Below are 19,016 nucleotides of genomic sequence, written 5' to 3' on the forward strand. Positions count from 1 at the left end.
CGAAATGGCACAATTTTTTAAAGCTAAACCAAACAAATCTAAGCAATTATCCTCAAAGCTTAGTCTTGATATCACTCAACTGGATCATTTAGGCGCAGGCATGGCCCAATATCAAGGGAAGGTGGTGTTTGTTGCCGGTGGATTACCTGATGAAAAGGTGACGCTGCAATTAACCGAGCAAAAGAAAAATTATGCCAAGGCCAAGCTGATTAAAATTGAGCAAGCATCTGCGCAGCGCCGTGAACCAAAGTGTCCTCATTATGTTGAATGCGGTGGCTGTGACTTACAACATTTAGATGTCGAGGCGCAACGCGAGCATAAACAAAATGCGTTAGTTGATTTAATGAGCAAGCTTGGTCAAGATCTGGTTAGCGACGACATAGTCGCACCCGCTATTACTGGTGATGCATGGCATTATCGGCGCAGAGCCCGTTTAGCGACTGTTTTTGATAAAAACACTCACCATTTGCAGTTAGGCTTTAGGCAAACAGCTTCAAGTAAAATTGCCTCAATTACTCAGTGCAGCGTACTAGCAAAACCATTATCAGATTTGATCACACCTTTTGCTGCCAATTTGAACCAATTAAAGTCAAAATCACATTTAGGTCATTTAGAATTAAGCCAAGCTGAAAATGGGTTATTTGCCGTGTTGCGAGTAACGAAAACCTTACCCGCCTCTGATATTCGTTGGTTGGCTCAGTTTGCTGCCACCTACGACATTTGTTTATTGCTACAAGACAATGACAATAACCTGACTCAATTGCACCCTCAATTATCGACTAACATGGAGGCTGGGAAGGTGATATTGCCTTTTTACTCGTTAGCGATTGAAAAGCCGCTGCAACAAACGGTTCGCTGTGAGTTTACTCCGGGTAATTTTGTCCAAGTTAATGGTCCGGTTAATCATGATATGGTAGCTCAGGCACTTAATTGGCTTGATCCTCAAGTGGATGAACGGGTACTTGATTTATTTTGTGGCGTAGGTAATTTTTCGCTTCCGTTAGCGTCCAGTGCGGCAAAAGTCATTGGGGTGGAAGGTGTGCCTGATATGGTTCAGCAGGCGAAAAACAATGCAGTATTAAATCAATTAGACAATTTATCGTTTCACCATGCCGATTTGAGCGCAGACCTTACCCATGAAAAATGGTTAGGTAAAATTGACAAGCTGCTTTTAGACCCCGCAAGGGCCGGGGCCTTTGAAAGCTTACAATGGCTTAAAAAAATGCGCCCTAAAAAGGTGGTTTATGTTTCTTGTAATCCCGCCAGTTTAGCCCGCGACAGTAAAGTGTTAATTGAGCAAGGGTACCAACTTAGCAAAATAGGGATGGTCGATATGTTCCCACAAACGCATCATATTGAAGCAATGGCGTTATTTGAACTGAATGTGTCGTAAACATAGTCATTTACACTTTATTGAATTGATAAATAAAACCGTTACGCTCAATATAGTCCCTCTAACATTGGGTGCTGTTGACCGTTAAATGTGAATGTTACCTTGGTTTACTGCCATTTTTATTTGCAGATTAGCCCGTATTCACTTTATGGTCCGTTTGGCAAAAAAGTTAATAACATTGCTGTTTGGGTAAACGGCAATGGGTAAGGAAAAAACATGGTTTCAGTTCGCGAAGCGCATTTCGATACAAATGATTTCAATCTTGAAGATTGGGTGGCAAGGTACATCGACGATGTCAATGATGCACAAATGCTCCTCGATATGCTCAGGAAAATCGAAGCATTGCCTATTAAAGATAAGTTCGCACATACTCAATTGCTAACTCGTGCTCGCGAAATGATTGAAATTTTAGCGCCATTAAATATGGATCTAGAAACGCTTCAAGCTGCATTGCTATTTGTCATTCTAGAAACTGGGCAAATTAGCGAAGATAAAATCAACGAGGTTTACGGAGACTCATTAGCCAAATTAGTCGCCAGTGTCGTCACCATGAATGCCATTGGGGCCTTGAAAGTCACCGATAGCCGCAGCGCCGAGCCACAAATTGATAATATTCGCAAAATGTTACTGGCCATGGTTGAAGATGTTCGTGCGGTAGTGATTAAACTAGCCGAGCGAGTATGTTCATTGCGCGCCGTCAAAAATGCCGATGAAGAAACTCGGGTGTTACTTGCAAGGGAAATTGCGGATATCTACGCGCCATTGGCTAACCGTTTGGGGATTGGCCAATTAAAATGGGAGCTGGAAGATATCTCTTTTCGCTATCTTCATCCAACGGTTTATAAAGATATTGCCAAGCAACTGGATGGTAAACGTAAGGATCGTGAAGTTTATATCGATAAATTTGTGACTCAACTACAACAGCGTTTAGATGAAGACCAGATCCGTGCAAAAGTTTACGGTAGGCCCAAACATATCTACAGTATTTGGCGCAAAATGAAAGGTAAAGATCTTAAGTTTGACGAGTTATTTGATGTGCGGGCCGTGCGCATTGTGACCGACAGACTGCAAGACTGCTATGGCGCTTTAGGTGTCGTGCATGATTTATGGCACCACATCCCACGTGAGTTTGATGATTATGTGGCTAACCCAAAACCCAACGGTTACCAATCTATCCATACTGTCGTTGTTGGCCCTGAAGGTAAAACCGTTGAAATCCAAATTCGTACCGAAGCAATGCACCAGGATGCAGAGCTAGGGGTTGCCGCGCACTGGAAATATAAAGAGGGTGCTAATACTGTTAAACAAAGCGGCTACGAAGAAAAAATCAATTGGTTGCGTAAAATCTTACAATGGCAAGAAGATGTGGCCGAAAGTGGTAATTTGGTTGATGAAGTCCGAAGTCAAGTGTTCGAAGACCGGGTCTATGTCTTTACTCCTAGCGGTGAGGTGGTCGATTTACCGTTAGGCTCAACGGTTTTAGATTTTGCTTACTACATTCACTCACAAGTTGGCCACAGATGTATTGGCGCTAAAGTGGATGGCCGAATTGTGCCATTTACATATCAGGTTGAAACGGGTGAACGCATTGAAATTATCACCTCCAAAATAGCGAATCCTAAACGTGATTGGCTAAACCCGAATTTAGGTTATATCAAGTCTTCTCGTTCACGTTCAAAAATTCAGCACTGGTTTAAGCAGCAAGATCGCGATAAGAACATTATCGCAGGTAAAGAGATGCTGGAAACAGAATTGCATCGTGTGGGTTTAAAACTCAAAGATGCCAATATTGCGGTAGAACGATTTAACTTAAACGGCATGGATGACATGCTGGCCGCAATTGGTGGGGGCGATTTACGCTTAAATCAGGTGGTTAACTTTATTGAAAGTAAGCTGCGTGTTGAGCCTACATCGGAAGAAGATCTGGTCGAAGACATTTTAAAGAAAGCCGTTCATCGTCCTAAAAAGCCAGGCAAAGGACAAGTAGAAGTCAATGGTGTTGGTAATTTACTCAGCCACATTGCTCGTTGTTGTCAACCGGTTCCTGGTGATGAAATTTTTGGCTATATCACCATGGGGCGGGGTATTTCGGTGCACCGCAGTGATTGTGAACAAGTCAAAGAGTTAATGCGTACTCATCCAGAACGTGCTGTTGAGGTGGTATGGGGAGAAAATTACTCTGGTGGTTACCGTATTCGGGTGAAAGTGATTGCCCATGACCGCAGTGGATTATTACGCGATTTGACCACGGTGCTTGCCGCCGAAAAATCGAACGTGATGGCCATGAGTTCAACCTCTGATGTTAAATCGCAAACGGCCACTGTCGAGTTAGAGCTTGAGTTATATAATGTCGACGATTTATCGAGAGTGTTATCTAAACTGTCGCAGGTGGATGGCGTGATTGAATCACGACGTTTGTAATTCACCCATTTACATTGCTACCTTAGTTGGCTTAAGTCGTTATGGATACAAAGCACAATACGCAAATACAACCTTTGCTTAATATCATGCAAAAATTGCGTGATCCTGTAGAGGGGTGTCCGTGGGATTTGGCGCAAGATTTTAAAAGTATTGTGCCTTTTACCATAGAAGAAGCCTACGAGGTTGCCGACGCAATTGAACGCACCGCATGGGATGAACTGCCTGATGAGCTTGGCGACTTATTGTTTCAAGTGGTATTTTATTGTCAGCTGGCCACTGAACAGGGAAAGTTTGATTTCTCTACTGTGGTTGAGCGAATTTGCGCCAAGCTTATTCGTCGACATCCGCATGTGTTTCAAGCGCAACATATCACGTCACCTGAGCTAACCGCTAATCAGGTAAAACAAAGCTGGGAAGCTATAAAGGCACAAGAACGTGCCGATAAACTTCAGCTGTCTTTTCTGGATGATATTCCTCAAGCGCTACCTGCATTAAAGCGAGCCGTTAAAATTCAAAAAAGAGTGGCAAAAGTGGGATTTGATTGGCCAGAGCTTGAGCCTGTGGTTGCCAAAATCTACGAGGAAGTTGATGAAGTACTTGTTGAAGCAAAATTAGTCGCATCAAATCCAGAACATTACCAGCCTAAAGTGTTGGATGAAATGGGCGACTTATTGTTTGCCGTCGTTAACCTCGCTCGTCACTTAAATGTGGACCCAGAGCAGGCATTACGTCAGGCCAATAATAAATTTGAGCGACGATTTAGAGGTGTTGAACACTGCGTTAATCAAAGTGGTAAAGCATTTGAGGCCCATAGCATTGAACAACTCGATGGCTATTGGGAGCAAGTAAAACGCCAAGAGAAAAGATAAAATTCTGACTTAACACCTATATGTTGCAATTGGCAAAGTGTATATCGGCGAAATTATCGCTGTTTAGGTTTGTCGAATCGTCATCACTTTGGTATACTATCGCCCCGTCCTAGTGCTTTCTTACAAGCACGTATTTTCCAACACATTTTCTCAGGTTCAGCATGACTACAAGGTATATCTTCGTTACTGGTGGCGTTGTTTCATCACTAGGTAAAGGCATTGCAGCAGCATCGTTAGCAGCAATTTTAGAGGCTCGTGGCCTCAGTGTAACCATTATGAAACTGGACCCATACATCAACGTTGATCCGGGCACCATGAGCCCAACTCAGCACGGTGAAGTGTTCGTGACTGAAGATGGTGCTGAAACTGACTTAGACTTAGGTCATTACGAGCGTTTTATTCGCACTAAAATGAACCGTCGTAATAACTTTACTACTGGTTCTATTTACGAAGAAGTGTTGCGTAAAGAACGTCGCGGTGATTATTTAGGTGCAACCATTCAGGTTATTCCTCACATTACCAATGCAATTAAAGAAAAAGTGATTGCGGGTGGTGAAGGTCATGATGTGGCGATTGTTGAGATTGGCGGTACGGTAGGTGATATCGAATCACTGCCATTCCTAGAGTCTATTCGTCAATTAGGTGCTGAACTAGGACGTGAACGTACCCTATTTATTCATTTAACCTTAGTACCATTCTTAGGTGCTGCGGGTGAGATAAAAACCAAACCGACTCAGCATTCAGTTAAAGAACTACGCTCAATTGGTATTGCGCCAGATGTGTTAGTTTGTCGTGGTGATCGCGCGGTTCCAGCTAATGAAAAGGCTAAAATTTCATTATTCTGTAATGTTGAAGAACGTGCGGTTATCTCGTTAAAAGACGTAGACAGTATTTATAAAATTCCTGCACTTCTGCGCTCTCAGGGCTTAGATGATTTAGTCATCAAGCGTTTCAACATTGATTGTGCTGATGCAGATTTATCAGAGTGGGAAAATGTCATTTACCAAGAAGCTAACCCAAATGGCGAAGTTACCATTGGTATGGTTGGTAAATATATTGAATTACCTGATGCGTATAAATCAGTTAACGAAGCGTTGAAACATGCCGGATTGAAAACTCGTGTTAACGTTAACATTAAGTATATTGACTCACAAACTGTTGAAGCCAAAGGTGAGGAAGTATTACAAGGTCTTGATGGTATTTTAGTGCCTGGTGGTTTCGGTGAGCGTGGCGTAGAAGGCAAAATTTTAGCGGCAAAATTTGCGCGTGAAAATAATCTACCTTATTTCGGAATTTGTCTGGGTATGCAGGTAGCGCTTATTGAGTTTGCTCGCAACGTGGCTAACCTAAAAGGGGCTCATTCAACTGAATTCAACAAAGACACTGAATATCCTGTGGTTGGGTTAATCACTGAATGGATTAATGAAGATGGTGATATTGAGCAGCGCCATGAGGCTTCAGATTTAGGCGGCACTATGCGTTTAGGTGCACAACTTTGTCATTTACTGGATGGCTCTAAAGCGGCTGCGGCTTATAAAGGTGCTACGTGTATTGAGCGTCATCGTCACCGTTATGAAGTCAACAACAACTATGTTGAACGTTTAGAAAAAGCTGGCCTAGTATTTAGTGGGTTATCGTCTGATCGTAAATTGGTTGAAATGATTGAGCTTCCAAATCATCCTTGGTTTGTTGCGGGTCAATTCCACCCAGAATTTACTTCAACACCTCGCGACGGTCACCCATTATTTGAAGGCTTTATTTCTGCTTCTTTAGCGTATCAGAAAAAAGATTTGAACTAATAAATCAAGCCGCTGACTATAATGTCAGCGGCTTTTTTGTTACTGAGTCTAGATAAACTTAATTACAGCTTGCGCTAGATCGACTTGCCGATAAATTGATAGTTGCTGTCAGGTTGAATTCGATTTATCCTAGCGGTCATGAATTTAAATTACCAAAATGAAAGTTAATACCAATAAAAAGTCTTAAAAAAGCTTATAAATGGGTTTTTATTGGTGTTAATTTTTTATTTGATTTTAAACTTTCAGTATTACTGACATTATTTACGAGGGAATTATGGCTAACATTATTAACGTCATCGGTCGCGAAATCATGGATTCACGCGGAAACCCAACAGTTGAAGCCGAAGTGCACTTAGAAGGCGGTTTTATTGGTATGGCTGCGGCGCCATCAGGTGCTTCAACAGGTAGCCGTGAAGCATTAGAATTACGTGATGGTGATAAATCACGTTATTTAGGTAAAGGCGTGTTAAAAGCCGTTGCAGCAGTCAATGGCCCAATCGCAAAAGCATTAATCGGTAAAGATGCATTAGCGCAAGCTGAACTTGATCAAATCATGATCGATTTAGATGGCACAGAAAACAAAGCTAACTTTGGTGCAAACGCCATTCTTGCTGTGTCTTTAGCGGCAGCTAAAGCTGCTGCAGCATCTAAAAAAGTGCCTTTATATGCTCACATTGCAGATTTAAATGGCACCCCTGGTGTTTATTCAATGCCTTTACCTATGATGAATATTATCAATGGCGGTGAGCATGCTGATAACTCAGTAGACATTCAAGAGTTTATGATTCAGCCCGTTGGTGCAGCAACTTTCCGTGAAGGTTTACGTATGGGTGCTGAAGTATTCCATAGCCTAGCTAAAGTACTTAAGTCTCAAGGCCATTCAACAGCTGTTGGTGATGAAGGTGGTTTTGCGCCAAACCTAGAATCAAACGCTGCTGCGCTTGCTGCAATTAAAATTGCGGTTGCCAACGCGGGATATGAATTAGGTAAAGACATCACCCTAGCTTTAGATTGTGCAGCATCTGAGTTTTATAACAAAGAAGAAGGCATTTACGATCTTAAAGGTGAAGGTAAGCAATTTACTTCAGAAGAGTTTAACCATTTCTTAGAAGATCTTGTTAACCAGTATCCAATCGTTTCTATTGAAGATGGCTTAGATGAATCTGACTGGGATGGCTTTGCTCACCAGACCAAATTACTCGGCGATAGAATTCAATTAGTGGGTGACGATTTATTCGTAACCAACACTAAAATCCTTAAGCGCGGTATTGATAACGGTATTGCCAATTCTATCCTGATTAAATTCAACCAAATTGGTTCGTTAACCGAAACATTGGCGGCGATTAAAATGGCCAAAGATGCCGGCTTTACCGCTGTTATCTCGCATCGTAGTGGCGAAACCGAAGACTCAACTATTGCTGATTTAGCCGTAGGTACCGCTGCAGGCCAAATCAAGACGGGTTCACTAAGCCGTAGTGACCGTGTTGCTAAGTACAACCAATTATTACGCATTGAAGAAGCGTTAGGTTCAAAAGCACCTTACAACGGTCTTAAAGAAGTTAAAGGCCAAGCATAATATTTTGCTTTGCTGATTAAAAAGGCCACCACTCGGTGGCCTTTTTTGTTGTATCATAAGCTTATTCATCATTTCGGATAATTTGCTTAGCTACTATGAAGAAACTTTTATTCGCTTTAACGTTCCTGTTAGCGTTACTCCAATACAGATTGTGGATGGGCGAAAATAATTTATCTGAATATTTTCTGCTGCAAACTCAAATTCAAGCTCAGCAAGAAAGTAACGCCAAATTGATTGCCCGAAATCAAATTCTTAAAGAAGAAATCATCGATCTAAAAAGCGGCACCGAAGCGATAGAAGAACGAGCCCGAAACGAGTTAGGCCTCGTCAAAGAGGGAGAAACGTTTTATCGTGTAGTCGGTGCAGAATTACGAGATCGAAATCGTTTTGGCCATTAATCAAATGACAGCAACTATTCCTAACATTGTCGCTATCGTTCCTGCTGCAGGTATTGGTAGTAGAATGGGCGCAGCCATCCCTAAACAATATTTAAAATTAGGACAAGAGACTATTTTGTCTCATACCTTAGAGCGTTTATTAACACATCCCGCTATTTCACAGGTCATTGTGGCATTACACCCTGAAGATGATTTTTTTTCGCAATTACCGCAGGCAACACACCCAAAACTGACTCAAGTTATTGGTGGTTCTGAACGTGCAGATTCTGTGCTGGCAGGGCTTCAAGTTGTGGAAAATGATGCCTGGGTTTTAGTGCATGATGCGGCTCGCCCCTGTGTAACGCATAGTGATATCGACAAACTTATTTATGCAATTAACTCGTTTCCACAAGGTGCAATATTAGCAGCCCCAGTGAGAGACACGATGAAGCGCGCTAAAGCTGATGGCACCATTGAGCAAACTGTCGAGCGAAATCAGCTTTGGCATGCATTAACACCTCAACTTTTTCCCGTGTCTGCGCTAAAGCTTAATCTTCAGCAGGCGTTGCAAGCCAAAGCCACTATTACAGATGAAGCAAGCGCTATGGAGTGGGCAGGTATTAGCCCAGGGTTAGTTGCAGGTCGTGTTGATAATATCAAAGTGACTCATCCTGACGATTTAGAGTTAGCGCAGTTGTTTCTAAACCAACAAACAATTTTGAAATAAATAAGGTTATCCAATGAAAATGCGAATAGGCCATGGTTTCGATGTGCATAAGTTTGGCTCAGATAAACCCCTTATTTTAGGCGGGGTAACCGTCCCATATGAGACAGGGCTCATCGCGCACTCAGATGGTGATGTGGTTTTGCATGCAATCAGTGATGCTATATTAGGGGCGATGGCGCTTGGTGATATAGGCAAACATTTTCCTGATACAGATGCTAAATTTGCCGGAGCCGATAGCCGTGTATTATTGCGCCACTGTTATGATTTAGCGCTACAAAAAGGCTACAGCATAGGTAACTTAGACGTCACTGTGATTGCTCAAGCACCTAAAATGGCACCGCATATTGACGCAATTCGCCGCTGCCTTGCTGCGGATTTAAACACCGCAATCGAAGACATTAATGTTAAAGCGACAACAACCGAAAAATTAGGCTTTACTGGTCGTAAAGAAGGTATTGCTGTTGAGTCTGTCGTATTAATGGTTCAAAAATAGAGCGCTTACCCATGATATCTGAGTTACATTATTTACATTCAAAGCCAACAAGTACTGCCGATTTACGCACTTATAATAGTGATTTCATTGTTGAAGAGATATTACCCTTTTCGCCTACAGGCGAAGGTGAGCATCATATGCTTCACATTCGAAAAGAGGGATTAAACACCGGCCATGTTGCTGAGACTTTAGCAAAATTTGCTAAAGTACATCCTAAAGAAGTCACATATGCGGGTCAAAAAGATAAAAATGCGCAAACTGAGCAATGGTTCGGAATTCGTATTCCAGGTAAAGAAACCCCAGATTGGCAGCAACTTAATAGTGATAAATTAACGATTTTATCCAGCCACCGTCATGGTAAAAAGTTACGTATTGGTGCGCTTTTAGGTAATCGATTTACCCTCACATTGCGGAATGTGACCAATATTGAAGCATTGCAGCAGCGATTTGATCAAATTGCTAGAGTTGGAGTGCCTAATTATTTTGGTGAGCAACGTTTTGGTCATAATGGTAAAAACTTAGAGCAAGGCAGGCAGATGCTTTCTGGTGCTCGTAAAGTGCATGACCGAGCCAAGAAAAGTATGTATTTATCAGCCGTACGATCGCATATTTTTAATCAGGTAGTCTCTTACCGTCTTGCTCATCATCAATTAACGCCTTTAGCGGGTGACTGTGTCATGCTAGCTGGCAGTAAAAGTTATTTTGTGGCAGAGCAATGGGATCAATTATTACTAAACCGCTTGGCCGAAGAGGATATTGGTTTTTCTGCCCCGCTATGGGGAAGAGGCTCACCATTGGCATTGACTGATGCAGCAGAAATGGAAGCGTTGGCACTCAATGAATATAAAGAAGACCTGACTGGGCTTGAGAATGCAGGCTTGAGCCAAGAACGTCGTCTATTGTTACTTAAGCCGCAGGCAATGAAATGGCAAGTCAATGAAGATGTTTGCGTTATTGAGTTTATGTTGCCTGCTGGTAGCTATGCAACATCAGTGTTACGTGAATTAGTCGATTATCAGGACGTACAAGACATGAACTGGAAAACTATGGTGGAACAACAATCACAAACACCTAAATAACAGTTCATTACCTAAGGGATCAGCCTCTCATGATTAATATTCTAGTCAGTAATGATGATGGCGTTAATGCACCAGGGATAATCGCATTAACGACAGCATTAAAAACCTTTGCGAATGTGTTGACCGTTGCACCAGATCGAAATTGTTCAGGAGCAAGTAATTCTTTAACCTTGACTAATCCATTAAGAATTAATAACTTAGAAAATGGATATGTTTCAGTTAATGGAACGCCAACGGATTGTGTGCATTTAGCTATTAGGCAGCTTTGTAATATTGAACCTGAAATTGTGGTGTCCGGTATTAATGCTGGCGCTAATATGGGTGATGATACCTTATATTCAGGTACGATTGCTGCGGCAATGGAAGGTCGTTTTTTAGGGCTACCAGCCATTGCTATTTCATTGGCGGGTAAAAAATTGCAGCATTATGACAGCGCCGCATATTATGCGGTTAAAATCGTAAAAAGCCTGTTAGTGCACCCAATTGAGTCAAACCAGATTTTAAATGTGAATGTACCAGATTTGCCACTTGATCAAATTAAAGGGATTAAAGTGACTCGTCTTGGTGCACGGCATAAAGCAGAGGGTATGGTTAAAACAACTGATCCAGCTGGTAAAGACATTTATTGGTTAGGGCCTGTGGGGGGGGAACAAGATGCGGGCGAAGGTACAGATTTTGGCGCAATTGCTGCTGGCTTTGTCTCTATTACGCCGTTAACAGTTGATTTAACTGCATACAATCAACTTTCAACGCTAGCTGATTGGGTAACGAAGATATGACAGGTGTTTCATCTGCACGAGCAGTTAATTTAACCAAAAAATTAACTGAAGTAGGGATCAAGGATCAAACCGTGTTAAACGCGGTCGCAAATACACCACGAGAATTGTTTCTTGATGGTGCCTTGGCGCATAAAGCTTATGAAAATACCGCTTTACCTATCGGGCAGGGACAAACCATTTCTCAGCCATATATCGTGGCAAGAATGACTGAACTTTTGATGCAAACCAAACCGCAACGCGTCCTTGAAATTGGTACGGGATCGGGTTATCAAGCTGCGGTTTTAGCGCAATTAGTGCCAGAACTTTGCACCATTGAGCGGATTAAGTCATTGCAAATTCAAGCGAGGCAGCGGCTTAAAAAGCTCGATTTACATAATGTCTCTTTCAAGTATGGTGATGGTTGGAAGGGATGGAGCAATCGAGGGCCATTTGATGGCATTATGGTAACCGCCGCCGCAGTTAGTGTGCCACAGGCCTTACTCGAACAATTAAGTAATAATGGAGTGTTGATTATTCCTGTTGGCGATGACACCCAACAACTGTTAAAAATTACGCGTCATGGTAATGAATACGGTTCTCAGGTCATCGAAGCCGTAAAATTTGTGCCACTAATTAATGGCGATCTCGCCTAATCTATTTGACAGCAGTGATAGGATTTAATTTGATGTATATGGTTTGGCTGCGACTCTTCATCGTCATTATCGCTTTATCCGGTTGCAGTTTTCAGGCACATAGACCAGCACCTGTTGAAAACATCTCATCTTCAACTCACCAGCCTAAATATCATCGTGGTTCGTTATCCCATTCTGACTATATCGTTAAAAAAGGCGACACGCTTTATTCTATTTCTTGGGGGGCAGGGCGTCATTTTGCTGAAGTCGCAAAATTGAATAATCTTAAAGCGCCTTATACTATTTATCCTGGTCAGAGGCTCAATTTGTCTCAAGCGTCATCAAAAAGCACGACAAATGTTAATAAAAATAGTACTTCAGGCGTGAGTGTGGGGACGGTTACCCCGCCATATAGTGGTGCTGATTCGAGTAAAAATTCTAAAGTTAATCAACAGCAAACCCCTATAAAACCTGGGCAAACGGTAAAATCAACGACGACGAAAAAAGAGCTTGATCACAAAGCTAAGCCTGCGTATTCTGTAACAACTACCCAGCAAAAAATTAACCAAGGTGATAATCCACCGATAGCAGATTTACCCAGTAAAGTGCAGAAGTGGTACTGGCCCGTGAAAGGAAAGATTATTGGATATTTTTCTTCTAGCGAGCAAGGCAATCAGGGGATAAAGATTGCTGGTAATCGCGGCGATATTATCAAAGCTGCCGCAGATGGAAGAGTCGTTTACGCAGGAGATGCGTTACGTGGATACGGCAACTTAGTCATTATCAAACATAATGATGAATATTTAAGTGCTTATGCTCACACCGACAGAATTCTGGTTAAAGAAAAGCAATATGTTAGCGCAGGCCAAACAGTTGCAAAAATGGGCAGTACAGGGGCAAACCAAGTGATGTTGCATTTTGAAATTCGCTATCATGGTAAGTCTGTTAACCCATTACGATATCTACCTAAGCAGTAATTGTTTAGCAACATTAATAACGGAGGATAAGAACGTGTAGATCTATAACATCACAATTAAGGTTTGGGAGAGCAATTATGAGCCAGAAAATAAGCGCTGCGAAGGCAGAACTATCTGTTGATCAAGCTAAAAAACCACAAGACGTTGATACTGCTTTAGTTCAACAATTAGACATAGAAGAAAAAGTCCAGGAAGACTTACATAAAAATTTAGATGCCACTCAATTATATTTAGGTGAAATAGGTTTTTCTCCGCTATTAACGGCTGAAGAAGAAGTCTTTTTTTCACGTAAAGCCCTCAAAGGTTGCGAAAAGTCACGTAACCGCATGATCGAAAGTAATCTTCGCCTTGTTGTAAAAATTGCCAGAAGATACAACAATCGTGGTTTAGCGTTACTCGACCTTATCGAAGAAGGTAATTTAGGATTAATTCGCGCTGTTGAGAAATTCGATCCCGAAAGAGGTTTCCGATTTTCAACTTATGCGACTTGGTGGATCCGTCAGACCATCGAGCGTGCCATCATGAATCAAACCCGTACTATACGTTTACCCATTCATGTAGTGAAAGAATTAAATGTATACCTTCGAACAGCCAGACAACTGGCACAAAAACTGGATCACGAACCTACAGCGGAAGAAATCGCTGAAAAACTCGATGTTTCTACGGGTGATGTCAGTCGGATGCTGAAATTAAATGAACGTATCACCTCAGTAGACATGCCTATTGGCGGCGACAATGAAAAGGCTCTGCTTGATGTGATTGCTGATGATGATTCTGTCGGACCTGATCATAAAGTCCAAGATGAAGACTTATCAAACTCAATCGTAGGTTGGCTAAATGAGCTGAATACCAAACAACGTGAAGTGTTAGCCCGTCGATTTGGTCTTCTTGGCTATGAGCCTTCAACGTTAGAACATGTTGGTGCTGAAATCGGCTTAACGCGTGAAAGAGTGCGTCAAATTCAAGTTGAAGCATTAAAGCGTTTAAAAGATTTGTTGGGTCAACAAGGCTTATCTGTTGAAGCATTATTTAGAGAGTAATTAACCAAAGCAAATTTGAGAATTAAACGCATTAACACTTTAATCGATGAACAATAATCAGGTGTTTGCCAATCTAAATACGATACCATTCAAGCTATACTCAACAAAGAAAGGACATGATTGAACTATTCAACATGTCTTTTTTATTGGAAGATTTTCATGCCAATTTATATGTCCATTATGACTTAGATTTGTTCCTTAAATCGATATCGTTTGTGTTAGAGCCCGAGATTCGATTATTGAACAAGGTAATCCGCTGGCCTATGCAGATGGTTTTCAAGATGGTTGCGACAGTGGTAACAAAGCGGGTGGAGCCTGTTCGATCTATTCAAAAATATATCACTTGGTTTAACAGCGATACCGATTATGCACAAGGTTGGAGTGATGGCTTTCGCCAATGTGAAATAGAGCAAGAGTCTATTCAACGTCAAAGCTGAATGGCAATAGAGCAACAAAAACGGCAAGAACAACGCAAAGCCAATGATATTGCCAGTAAACATGCCTTAGAAACCGAAGTAATAAAAGGGGTTGATAGTTCAGGGCTTGAATTTTTAGGTCAATAGCTTAACGGTTTCGTTTAATCGAAACGATAAGCCCGTGCCGATAAAATCGAGCACAGGCTTTGTGTGTTTGCTGCTGTTGCTGTGAGAATCAGAGTGATTTAGCTAACTGCTTAAGCTGATATAACTGCTCTAACGCTTGCTTTGGTGTGAGGTCATCTGGGTCGATTACGGCTAACTTTTCCACTAAGGGTGAGTAATCGATTTGGGGTAACTCAAGTGCCATTTGAGTCATGTCATCTGCGCTGATTGCTGTCTTGTTATCTCGGCTTTCTAATTGATGTAGTTTATGTTTTGCGGCTTTTATAACATGCTGAGGCACCCCCGCCAATGCGGCAACTTGTAAGCCGTAACTTTTACTTGCAGCCCCTTCTTGAACCGCGTGCATAAAGGCAATGGTGTCTTGATGCTCTATGGCGTCTAAATGCACATTTACAACACCAGCTAACAACTCAGGTAGCTGGGTTAATTCAAAATAATGGGTGGCAAATAAGGTTAGCGCATTAACTTTTTGTGCCAAGTATTCAGCGGCGGACCATGCCAATGATAAGCCGTCATAAGTCGATGTGCCGCGGCCAATTTCATCCATTAACACTAAACTTTGTTTGGTCGCATTATGAAGAATATTAGCCGTTTCGGTCATTTCAACCATAAACGTTGAACGGCCTGATGCAAGATCATCTGAAGCACCAATTCGAGTAAATATTCGATCAATATGGCCAATATAAGCACTGTGAGCCGGAACGAAACAGCCAATGTGTGCCATTAACGTGATTAGGGCGACTTGGCGCATATAGGTTGATTTACCCCCCATGTTAGGACCCGTTACAATCAACATTTTACGAGCAGGTGATAAACAAACTGGGTTAGCAATAAAGGGACTTTGACTGACTCTTTCAACGACAGGGTGGCGACCTGCTTGTATGTCTATACCAATATCATTGGTCATGGATGGACAATGATAACCAAGCGTTTGAGCACGTTCAGCAAAGTTACTGATGACATCAAGTTCTGCGGCGGCAGTAGCAAACTGTTGTAACTCTTGCAGTTTTGGTAACAGCAAATCAAATAACTCTTCCCATAGTCGTTTCTCTAATGCAAGGGCTTTTCCTTGACTTGATAAGACCTTTTCTTCGTACTCTTTTAATTCTGGCGTAATATAGCGTTCAGTCCCTTTTAACGTTTGGCGACGCTGATAATGCATCGGGACACGATCGGATTGTAATCGGCTGACTTCTATATAATAACCATGTACTCGGTTGTAACCGACTTTAAGCGTGTTAATGCCGGTTTCTTGTTTCTCGCGGGCCTCAAGTTCTACAAGGTAGTGACTGGCTCCTTCACTTAGTTTACGCCATTCATCTAGCTCGCTATTGTAACCATCTTTAATCACACCGCCATCACGGATCAGAACCGGTGGGTTATCAATGATTGCACGTTCAAGTAACTCGTGTTCGTTGGGAAATTCGCCTAACAGAATAGCTAAATTGTTCAAATGTGGTTGCTGGCAAATTTGCAACGTGTGTTTAATCTCTGGCAGTAAAGTTAATGCTTGCTTTAGTCGGGCAAAATCACGCGGACGGGCACTTCTTAACGCAAGACGCGCCATAATCCTTTCGATGTCACCTAAAGCCTTAAGCTGATCGTGCAGCTGTGGATAAATATCCTGCTCAATTAACTCATTCACCGCAGTGTGGCGCAGGGTTATTTGCTGGCGATCTCTAAGCGGCTGGTGGATCCAGCGCTGGAGCATGCGACTACCCATAGGGGTTGCAGTGTTATCTAATACCCATGAAAGGGTGTTTTCACGCCCACCCGAAAGATTTTGAGTTAACTCCAAGTTTCTTCTGGTTGCCGCATCTAAAATAATGGAGTCAGTTTGATTGAAACGCACAATCGAATTGATATGGGGTAAAGCCGTTTTTTGGGTATCTTTGACATACTGCATTAGGCAACCCGCAGCTTGCAAAGCTAATCGAGCGTCGCTGATACCAAATCCATGCAGATCTTTTGTACCGAATTGGGCTAATAATAAATTAATGCAGGTATCATAATCGAACTCCCATTCAGGTCGACGTCGAATCCCTTTTAACTGATTGATTAAAAGCATGTCAGTAAAATCTTCACTGTAGAGTAACTCAGCTGGGCGGGTGCGTTGGATTTCCGCCTCTAAAGCTTCCCTTGATGCTAATTCCGAAATAACAAAACGACCTGATGAAATATCTAATGTGGCAAAACCATAGCCCACTTTTCCTTGATAAAGTGCCGCTAATAAATTGTCTTGGCGCTCTTGCAGTAATGCTTCATCGGTTAGGGTACCGGGTGTCACAATTCGTACAACTTGGCGTTCAACAGGACCTTTTGAGGTTGCGGGATCGCCAATTTGCTCACAAATAGCAACGGATTGGCCGATTTGGACTAGCTTGGCAAGATAACCTTCGACCGCATGGTATGGAATGCCTGCCATTGGGATTGGATCTCCACCGCTTTTCCCACGTGCAGTTAAAGAAATACCGAGCATTTCGGATGCTTTTTTTGCATCCTCATAAAACAATTCATAAAAGTCGCCCATACGATAGAACAGTAACATGTCTGAATGAGCCGCTTTCATGGTCAGGTATTGACGCATCATTGGAGTGTGCTTTTCTAAATCAAGGTTATCAAGTGCGGTCATTGGCAATGTCATACTCTTTATGTTTACTGGTCGTAATTCGTTGAATCTATCACTGAATTAGCATGCTAGTTTAAAGCGGCTAATCTTAGCAAAATTTGCCTTGATTAGAAAAATACAAATACCCAATATTGCCATTAATTTACTAAGTTCATAATTTAATTAATGAATAAAAAAAATTAATCACAGGACTTGATACTGTATGATTATACAGTATACTGAACAACATATTGAGATGACTGATGTTAAAAATGTCAGTTAACAACACATTTATAAAATGCATATTATTCATTAATTGCCAATGCAGTTACTGTCTGGAAGGGGTTTAAAATGAAAGCTGATCCAAATAAAGAGAAAGCACTTGCCGCAGTGTTAAGTCAAATTGAAAAACAGTTCGGTAAAGGCTCAATTATGAAGTTGGGCGAAGATCGCACAATGGATGTTGAAACTATCTCTACCGGCTCACTTTCATTAGATGTTGCGTTAGGTGCTGGTGGATTACCAATGGGGCGTATCGTTGAAATTTACGGTCCAGAATCATCAGGTAAAACAACACTTACTCTAGAAGTTATTGCTGCAGCACAACGCGAAGGTAAAACATGTGCCTTTATTGATGCAGAGCATGCATTAGACCCCATTTACGCCAAAAAGCTGGGTGTAGATATTGATAACCTCCTTTGTTCACAGCCTGACACGGGTGAACAAGCACTGGAAATTTGTGATGCGTTAACCCGTAGTGGTGCCGTTGATGTGATTATTGTTGACTCGGTTGCTGCATTAACACCTAAAGCAGAAATTGAAGGCGAAATCGGCGATTCTCACATGGGCTTAGCAGCTCGTATGATGAGCCAAGCCATGCGTAAGCTTGCTGGTAATTTAAAACAATCCAATACCTTACTTATTTTCATTAACCAAATTCGTATGAAAATTGGGGTGATGTTTGGAAACCCAGAAACAACGACTGGTGGTAATGCGCTTAAGTTTTACGCTTCAGTTCGTCTTGATATTCGCCGTACAGGTGCGATTAAAGAAGGCGATGAGGTCGTTGGTAACGAAACTCGAGTGAAAGTGGTCAAAAATAAAATTGCAGCACCATTTAAGCAAGCTGAATTCCAAATCCTTTATGGTCAAGGCATTAACCGTACAGGTGAACTTGTAGATTTAGGTGTTGCACATAAGTTAGTTGACAAAGCGGGCGCTTGGTACAGCTACAAAGGTGATAAAATTGGTCAAGGTCGTGCTAATGCAGGTAAATATTTAATTGAACATCCTGAAGTGGCAAAAGAAATTGATACTACACTACGTGCTATGTTGTTAAGTTCAGGCACGGGTGCAAGCTCAGCTTCTGATATTGATGAAAATATCGATTTAGAAACTGGCGAAGTATTCTAAACTGGTCAGTCATATTTATCGCGGTAGCGCATTTTGTGCGCCGCGATTATCCACGCCATTTAATCTGCATAAAGCGCTAACCCAATTCAGTCAGCCTTTTCAGGATAAAAACTTAGGTTTATTTTAAAGTCTCTTTTGGCTTTTCAGCTTCTAGCTACATCATAGCTCGCCTCAAAATTGTTGTTCATAAAGCTTGCTAGCCTTTGGATAAACTTCAATCTTGCAATTACGCATTTAAGTCAAATAAGCTAA

General features: G+C 41.8%; 17 protein-coding genes. 16 read left to right on the forward strand and 1 reads right to left on the reverse strand.

Features of this window, described 5'->3' with window-relative positions:
* Window positions 1-4: 4 nt before the first annotated feature.
* From rlmD to OHT75_RS08980, 15 genes are all read left to right on the forward strand, one after another.
* A complete protein-coding gene (rlmD, locus tag OHT75_RS08910) occupies window positions 5-1,393 on the forward strand; it encodes a 23S rRNA (uracil(1939)-C(5))-methyltransferase RlmD (protein ID WP_264726138.1) in 1,389 nt (462 codons plus the stop codon).
* A 216-nt stretch (window positions 1,394-1,609) separates the two neighbouring features.
* Window positions 1,610-3,814 (forward strand): GTP diphosphokinase, encoded by a 2,205-nt coding sequence (relA, locus tag OHT75_RS08915; protein ID WP_264726139.1) that lies wholly within the window; start codon window positions 1,610-1,612, stop codon window positions 3,812-3,814.
* 41 nt (window positions 3,815-3,855) lie between these two features.
* Entirely contained in the window at window positions 3,856-4,683 is an 828-nt protein-coding gene (gene mazG / locus OHT75_RS08920) for a nucleoside triphosphate pyrophosphohydrolase (RefSeq protein WP_264726140.1), read from the forward strand.
* 161 nt (window positions 4,684-4,844) lie between these two features.
* A complete protein-coding gene (locus OHT75_RS08925) occupies window positions 4,845-6,482 on the forward strand; it encodes a CTP synthase (protein ID WP_264726141.1) in 1,638 nt (545 codons plus the stop codon).
* A 274-nt stretch (window positions 6,483-6,756) separates the two neighbouring features.
* Entirely contained in the window at window positions 6,757-8,058 is a 1,302-nt protein-coding gene (gene eno / locus OHT75_RS08930) for a phosphopyruvate hydratase (protein ID WP_264726142.1), read from the forward strand.
* A gap of 95 nt (window positions 8,059-8,153) precedes the next feature.
* Window positions 8,154-8,456 (forward strand): cell division protein FtsB, encoded by a 303-nt coding sequence (gene ftsB / locus OHT75_RS08935; RefSeq protein WP_261297267.1) that lies wholly within the window; start codon window positions 8,154-8,156, stop codon window positions 8,454-8,456.
* Between the two features lie 4 nt (window positions 8,457-8,460).
* Window positions 8,461-9,162, forward strand: a complete 702-nt coding sequence (gene ispD, locus OHT75_RS08940; protein ID WP_264726143.1) for a 2-C-methyl-D-erythritol 4-phosphate cytidylyltransferase — start codon at window positions 8,461-8,463, stop codon at window positions 9,160-9,162.
* Between the two features lie 13 nt (window positions 9,163-9,175).
* Window positions 9,176-9,655 (forward strand): 2-C-methyl-D-erythritol 2,4-cyclodiphosphate synthase, encoded by a 480-nt coding sequence (ispF, locus tag OHT75_RS08945; RefSeq protein WP_264726144.1) that lies wholly within the window; start codon window positions 9,176-9,178, stop codon window positions 9,653-9,655.
* A gap of 14 nt (window positions 9,656-9,669) precedes the next feature.
* Window positions 9,670-10,734 carry a tRNA pseudouridine(13) synthase TruD gene (gene truD / locus OHT75_RS08950; protein WP_264726181.1) on the forward strand — a complete coding sequence of 355 codons (1,065 nt, stop codon included), beginning with the start codon at window positions 9,670-9,672 and terminating at the stop codon, window positions 10,732-10,734.
* Between the two features lie 29 nt (window positions 10,735-10,763).
* Window positions 10,764-11,513 (forward strand): 5'/3'-nucleotidase SurE, encoded by a 750-nt coding sequence (gene surE, locus OHT75_RS08955; protein WP_264726145.1) that lies wholly within the window; start codon window positions 10,764-10,766, stop codon window positions 11,511-11,513.
* A complete protein-coding gene (locus OHT75_RS08960) occupies window positions 11,510-12,145 on the forward strand; it encodes a protein-L-isoaspartate(D-aspartate) O-methyltransferase (RefSeq protein ID WP_264726146.1) in 636 nt (211 codons plus the stop codon). Before surE ends, OHT75_RS08960 begins: the two co-directional genes overlap by 4 nt.
* Before the next feature lie 32 nt (window positions 12,146-12,177).
* Window positions 12,178-13,101: a peptidoglycan DD-metalloendopeptidase family protein gene (locus tag OHT75_RS08965; RefSeq protein WP_264726147.1), complete on the forward strand. Its 924-nt coding sequence runs from the start codon at window positions 12,178-12,180 to the stop codon at window positions 13,099-13,101.
* 77 nt (window positions 13,102-13,178) lie between these two features.
* Window positions 13,179-14,141 (forward strand): RNA polymerase sigma factor RpoS, encoded by a 963-nt coding sequence (gene rpoS, locus OHT75_RS08970; protein WP_264726148.1) that lies wholly within the window; start codon window positions 13,179-13,181, stop codon window positions 14,139-14,141.
* Between the two features lie 116 nt (window positions 14,142-14,257).
* Complete coding sequence (locus OHT75_RS08975; RefSeq protein ID WP_264726149.1) at window positions 14,258-14,578, forward strand: hypothetical protein; 321 nt, start codon at window positions 14,258-14,260, stop codon at window positions 14,576-14,578.
* Window positions 14,579-14,704 carry a hypothetical protein gene (locus tag OHT75_RS08980; protein ID WP_264726150.1) on the forward strand — a complete coding sequence of 42 codons (126 nt, stop codon included), beginning with the start codon at window positions 14,579-14,581 and terminating at the stop codon, window positions 14,702-14,704.
* Between the two features lie 88 nt (window positions 14,705-14,792).
* Here OHT75_RS08980 and mutS read toward each other — a convergent pair whose 3' ends face one another.
* The gene (gene mutS, locus OHT75_RS08985; RefSeq protein WP_264726182.1) at window positions 14,793-17,375 is read right to left on the reverse strand and encodes a DNA mismatch repair protein MutS; all 2,583 of its coding nucleotides are present in this window, start codon (window positions 17,373-17,375) and stop codon (window positions 14,793-14,795) included.
* Between the two features lie 327 nt (window positions 17,376-17,702).
* On the opposite strand from mutS, the gene recA reads away from it, so the two are divergent.
* Complete coding sequence (recA, locus tag OHT75_RS08990; RefSeq protein WP_264726151.1) at window positions 17,703-18,764, forward strand: recombinase RecA; 1,062 nt, start codon at window positions 17,703-17,705, stop codon at window positions 18,762-18,764.
* Window positions 18,765-19,016 lie beyond the last annotated feature (252 nt).

The organism is Shewanella subflava, from assembly GCF_025971955.1.
In the GTDB taxonomy this organism is placed as follows: Bacteria; Pseudomonadota; Gammaproteobacteria; order Enterobacterales; family Shewanellaceae; genus Shewanella; species Shewanella subflava.

Bases quoted from the DNA above. Each gene is read 5' to 3' on its own strand.
- ftsB (WP_261297267.1), top strand. From the start codon at position 8,154: ATGAAGAAACTTTTATTCGCTTTAACGTTCCTGTTAGCGTTACTCCAA.
- OHT75_RS08925 (WP_264726141.1), top strand. From the start codon at position 4,845: ATGACTACAAGGTATATCTTCGTTACTGGTGGCGTTGTTTCATCACTA.
- surE (WP_264726145.1), top strand. From the start codon at position 10,764: ATGATTAATATTCTAGTCAGTAATGATGATGGCGTTAATGCACCAGGG.
- relA (WP_264726139.1), top strand. From the start codon at position 1,610: ATGGTTTCAGTTCGCGAAGCGCATTTCGATACAAATGATTTCAATCTT.
- ispF (WP_264726144.1), top strand. From the start codon at position 9,176: ATGAAAATGCGAATAGGCCATGGTTTCGATGTGCATAAGTTTGGCTCA.
- eno (WP_264726142.1), top strand. From the start codon at position 6,757: ATGGCTAACATTATTAACGTCATCGGTCGCGAAATCATGGATTCACGC.
- mutS (WP_264726182.1), bottom strand. From the start codon at position 17,375: ATGACCGCACTTGATAACCTTGATTTAGAAAAGCACACTCCAATGATG.
- OHT75_RS08965 (WP_264726147.1), top strand. From the start codon at position 12,178: ATGTATATGGTTTGGCTGCGACTCTTCATCGTCATTATCGCTTTATCC.
- recA (WP_264726151.1), top strand. From the start codon at position 17,703: ATGAAAGCTGATCCAAATAAAGAGAAAGCACTTGCCGCAGTGTTAAGT.
- OHT75_RS08975 (WP_264726149.1), top strand. From the start codon at position 14,258: ATGATTGAACTATTCAACATGTCTTTTTTATTGGAAGATTTTCATGCC.
- OHT75_RS08960 (WP_264726146.1), top strand. From the start codon at position 11,510: ATGACAGGTGTTTCATCTGCACGAGCAGTTAATTTAACCAAAAAATTA.
- mazG (WP_264726140.1), top strand. From the start codon at position 3,856: ATGGATACAAAGCACAATACGCAAATACAACCTTTGCTTAATATCATG.
- OHT75_RS08980 (WP_264726150.1), top strand. From the start codon at position 14,579: ATGGCAATAGAGCAACAAAAACGGCAAGAACAACGCAAAGCCAATGAT.
- ispD (WP_264726143.1), top strand. From the start codon at position 8,461: ATGACAGCAACTATTCCTAACATTGTCGCTATCGTTCCTGCTGCAGGT.
- rlmD (WP_264726138.1), top strand. From the start codon at position 5: ATGGCACAATTTTTTAAAGCTAAACCAAACAAATCTAAGCAATTATCC.
- rpoS (WP_264726148.1), top strand. From the start codon at position 13,179: ATGAGCCAGAAAATAAGCGCTGCGAAGGCAGAACTATCTGTTGATCAA.